5 protein-coding genes are annotated in these 4,403 nt (G+C 31.9%); 3 read left to right on the top strand and 2 right to left on the bottom strand.

Features of this window, described 5'->3' with window-relative positions:
- The coding region (locus ACEW8E_RS01870) for a protein kinase (protein WP_373478642.1) at nt 1-1,654 on the top strand (1,654 nt) is incomplete at its 5' end.
- Between the two features lie 245 nt (nt 1,655-1,899).
- Nucleotides 1,900-3,120, top strand: a complete 1,221-nt coding sequence (locus tag ACEW8E_RS01865; protein ID WP_373478641.1) for an RNA-guided endonuclease InsQ/TnpB family protein — start codon at nt 1,900-1,902, stop codon at nt 3,118-3,120.
- Between the two features lie 51 nt (nt 3,121-3,171).
- Here the strand turns inward: ACEW8E_RS01865 and ACEW8E_RS01860 are convergent, their stop codons facing one another.
- Nucleotides 3,172-3,429, bottom strand: coding sequence for a Txe/YoeB family addiction module toxin (locus tag ACEW8E_RS01860; RefSeq protein ID WP_373478640.1), 258 nt, complete (start codon nt 3,427-3,429; stop codon nt 3,172-3,174).
- Complete coding sequence (locus ACEW8E_RS01855; RefSeq protein ID WP_373478639.1) at nt 3,410-3,664, bottom strand: hypothetical protein; 255 nt, start codon at nt 3,662-3,664, stop codon at nt 3,410-3,412. Before ACEW8E_RS01855 ends, ACEW8E_RS01860 begins: the two co-directional genes overlap by 20 nt.
- A 406-nt stretch (nt 3,665-4,070) precedes the next feature.
- On the opposite strand from ACEW8E_RS01855, the gene ACEW8E_RS01850 reads away from it, so the two are divergent.
- On the top strand, nt 4,071-4,403 hold a 333-nt coding region (locus tag ACEW8E_RS01850; protein WP_373478638.1), incomplete at its 3' end, for a protein kinase.

The following is a 4,403-nucleotide window of genomic DNA, read 5'->3' as shown; positions in this document are numbered from 1 at the left end:
AGAATTAGGGCAAAATAGTTCACAAATTCCCAGTTTATACGCTTATTTTGTGGAAGATGATCAATTTTATTTAGTGCAAGAATATATTGAGGGAAAAAATTTAGCAGAATTAGGGGTAATTAATTGTAGTCAATGTGAGTCGATATTATCATCATTACTAAATACTCTCAAATATGTTCACGGTAATAACATCATTCACCGAGATATTAAACCAGAAAATGTTATTATCCGAGACTCCGACAGATTACCAGTTTTAATCGATTTTGGAGCGGTAAAAGAAAGTATGGGGGCGGTAAGTTTAAGTAGTGGTTCAACGGTAAGCTCTGTAATAGTTGGTACGAGAGGCTTTATTCCCCCTGAGCAAAGTTTAGGGCGTACGGTTTTTAGTAGTGATTTATATGCCTTAGCTTTGACGTTGATTTATAGTTTAACAGGTAAATATCCTATCGAAATACCAAGTAATCAAATTACGGGAGAATTAGATTGGCAAAGTTTAATCCCCAATTTGTCGCCTAATTTAAGAATAGTTTTAGAAAAAGCGACAAAAATGGATATAAGTAACCGTTATCCTACCGCTCAAGCTATGTATGAAGCCTTACACATGAGTCAGATTAAGACTGTGGCAGTGATTCCCCAAAAATCCCCCATTAATTTTGCTAAAGATAAAGAAATTATTGAGCCTTCTCCTATTATTTCTAATTCTGTTAATTCTTCTCAAAATAATAATAATCTAATTATTTTGATCGTAATAGGATTGTTAGTTGCTTTAGGAGTATTGGGAGGATTTTTTATCATTCAAAATATGAATCAAACCCAAGAAAAGTTAGCCGAAATTGAAGGAAAAACTGAGAAAAAGTTAGCCGAAATTGAGCAAGAAAAACAGGAAAATGAGACAAAATTACAAGGGGAAAAAACAATAAATTCAGATACCGATTTAATTGGTACTTGGGAGGGAACATTTATTAATGTACCTAATTCTCAGTTAATCATTGAAAATCAATCAGGAAATTTTTTTAGTGGTACTTTAATAACAAAAGGAAAAGAAGGAAAAATATATCATTTAGCTGTCGAAGGAGACATTAACCCAAATACAAATGACATTATAATAAGAGAAGTTCAAGTTTTATCAAAACCTAGCTCTGGAATTTGGTACTTAGGAATTAATACAGGAACATTCTCAATTAATGAAAATCAAATGTCAGGCAATGGTAGAGATTCAAAAGGGAATAAATATTTGTGGAGTTTTCAACGAATCGGACGAGAAATACAAAAAGCAACCCAAAAATTGCAAACGGAAGAAAAACCTCTTACTATAAACGATAATAACAATGATTATTCAGAACCTAGAGATTTTATTGTTACTCATTACCAAAGTTTAAATAACAGACAATATCAAAAAACTTGGGATAATTTAACTTATAATTTTGCTAATAGTTTTTCTTATCAAGATTATCAGAATTGGTGGAATAGTGTTTCGGAAATTATGTTAGAGAATGTAGATATTATTTCACAAAATAAAGATTATGCTCGTGTAAAAGTAGATTTAAAATATAAAATGAAAAATGGAAAAATTGTGAAAGATAATAAGCCATATATTGATTTAGTCTGGAGTGATGAAGATTCTCAGTGGTTTATTGATCGAAAATCAAATTAACTAATTAATTTGGAATTAGCAGACATTCACTCAGTTTTATTTTAGCTTGATCAAACTTTTAAAATAATTAATTCTGCCTCTCAATTTCTTTTGTTACATAAACTTCGCATAAAGGATGGTGCTGGCTTTAGTCGTGGGATGTATTGCGACACCCTTCAGGGTGTCGTGAATATTTGCTGTAAAGAATAGTTGTCATTTTTGATTTTATCATGTTAAAATAATTACGTCAGCATAAATAACGTAAAATGTTTATCTTAGAGTTTAAAACTGTAGGCAAAACAACTCAATACTCGGCAATAGATGAAGCGATTAAAACTGTTAAATTCATTCGCAATAAATCCCTTCGTTTTTGGATGGACAATAAAGGTGTAGGACAAAAAGGTTTGTACAACTACTCTACTTTGTTGCGTAAAGAGTTTCCTTTTGTAACTGATTTAAACTCAAGTGCTTGTCAGGCTTCTATCGAACCAACTTGGTCTGCTATTTCTCGTTTCTATGATAATTGCAAAAAGCCTTCTGTCAAAAAGAAAGGTTATCCCAAATTTAAGAAAAATCAAAGAAGCGTAGAGTATAAAACTAGCGGTTGGAAGTTGTCTGAAGACAGAAAATCTATCACTTTCACTGACAAAAAGGGAATAGGAACATTGAAACTCAAAGGTAGTAGAGATTTGAACTATTTTCAGATTGATCAGATTAAAAGAGTGAGGATTGTTAAACGTGCTGACGGGTATTCTGTTCAATTCAACATCAAAGAAGATGTTAGAGCTATAAAACCCAGAGAATATGAACCTACTAAACATTGCGTCGGTTTGGATGTCGGGTTAAAGTATTTTTATGCTGATAGTGACGGGAATACAGTTGAGATTCCACAACATTATCGTAAAGCTGAAAAACAATTAAACAAGCTCAATCGCCGTAAGTCTAAAAAGTTTAGAAAAGGTAAACCTGTTTCAAGAAACTACTTAAAAGCTAAGAATCGATATGCTCGGAAACATCTAAAAGTAAGTAGGCAACGAGAAGAGTTTGCCAAAGAGAAGGCACTCCGTTTAATTCAATCTAGCGATTTGATAGCCTATGAAGATTTAGCTGTAAAGAACATGGTAAGAAATCGACATTTAGCAAAAAGTATTAATGATGTGGCTTGGAGTACTTTTAGACGCTGGTTAGAATATTTTGGTTATAAATACGGGAAAATAACAGTAGCAGTACCACCCTATAACACTAGTCAAGATTGCTCTAATTGTGGTCAAAAAGTACAAAAATCTTTGTCCGTAAGAACTCATGTATGTCCTCATTGTGGGTTTATATGTGACAGGGATATAAACGCCGCTATCAATATTTTGAAAAAGGCTCTAAGTACCGTAGGGCATACGGGAACTTTTGTCTTCAAGGCAATAAACGCTTGGGGAGAGGATGCCTCTATTTTGATTGGTAGCAATACCTGTCAGGGTAAGCAACCTCGATGAACCAAGAATCCAACGTGCTTCAGCCGTTGGAGTGTCAAAAATGACTAATTTCTAATAATGAAATTTACAATTGATGATAATAATTTCTGTTTCCGTGACTTTATAAACTAAACGATGCTCGTCATTAATCCTTCTTGACCAATAACCTTTTAAACTATGTTTTAATGGTTCAGGTTTGCCAATTCCCAAAAAAGGATGACGGATTATATCATTAATTAATTCTACAATTTTTTGATATAACTTTTTATTTTCAATTGCCCATTCATTAAACTGTTTAAAGGCTTTAGGATCAAATACTATATTTCTCATGCCATTCATCAGGAGTAATCGTAATGAGATTATCTTGCTTTTCTACTCTTTCTATTGCCTCTAATAATTCTTTTTTGTTAGCTTCTGTGGAAAATAAATATTCTGTTGTCTCTATTTCAGAAGAAGTAGCAAGTATTATAACTTCAACTTCTGTACCTTCATCAAGTCCAGTAAAATCAAGCTCTATTTTTCCTTGTTTTCCCACAATTCCTTTTTGTTTAACTGCTCTAATCAAGGTTTTTCTCCAAAGTGTTGAAGTAATCAAAAGAATTATCTCACAAAAACAGATGATCACTAATTTAAGTTTTAGTTTTATTTTAGCTCGATCAAAACTAAATACAAGATTATTTTATAAAGATGTATAATTTATGCTGATGGTGTCTAATCTGGTATGTTTACCATTACTTCCATTGTATGAATTACTCCACAGCATAATCAGTTTTTAGATGATAATTTTTGAGAATTAAATCATAATGAGAACTCTCTCGACTTACGAAATGCGAAATAATCTTGTCACTTCTTTTCATAAAAATTCGTAAGCTCAGAAAGTATTTTAGTTATACAATTTGATTAAGAGTGCATAATTTAAGTAAACAAGACTGATATATAAATATAATATTTGTTTTATGAAAAAATAGTTTATGACTAATATAATCGTCGGAAGATATGAGGTTATCAAAAGTATTGGAAGCGGAGGTTTTGGTGAAACCTTTTTAGCCAAAGATACTCAAATGCCTTCAGGTAAGCAGGTAGTGGTTAAACGCCTTAAACCCGTCAACGAAAATAATATTTCCATGACATTAATTCAAGGATTATTTGAAAAAGAAGCGAAGGTATTAGAAGAATTAGGGCAAAATAGTTCACAAATTCCCAGTTTATACGCTTATTTTGTGGAAGATGATCAATTTTATTTAGTGCAAGAATATATTGAGGGAAAAAATTTAGCAGAATTAGGGGTAATTAATTGTAGTCAA

The sequence above is a fragment of the Geminocystis sp. genome, from assembly GCF_041753295.1.
Taxonomy (GTDB): domain Bacteria; phylum Cyanobacteriota; class Cyanobacteriia; order Cyanobacteriales; family Cyanobacteriaceae; genus Geminocystis.
Note: the sequence above shows the minus strand (reverse complement) of the source record. Positions and strands in the feature narration are given on the sequence as shown.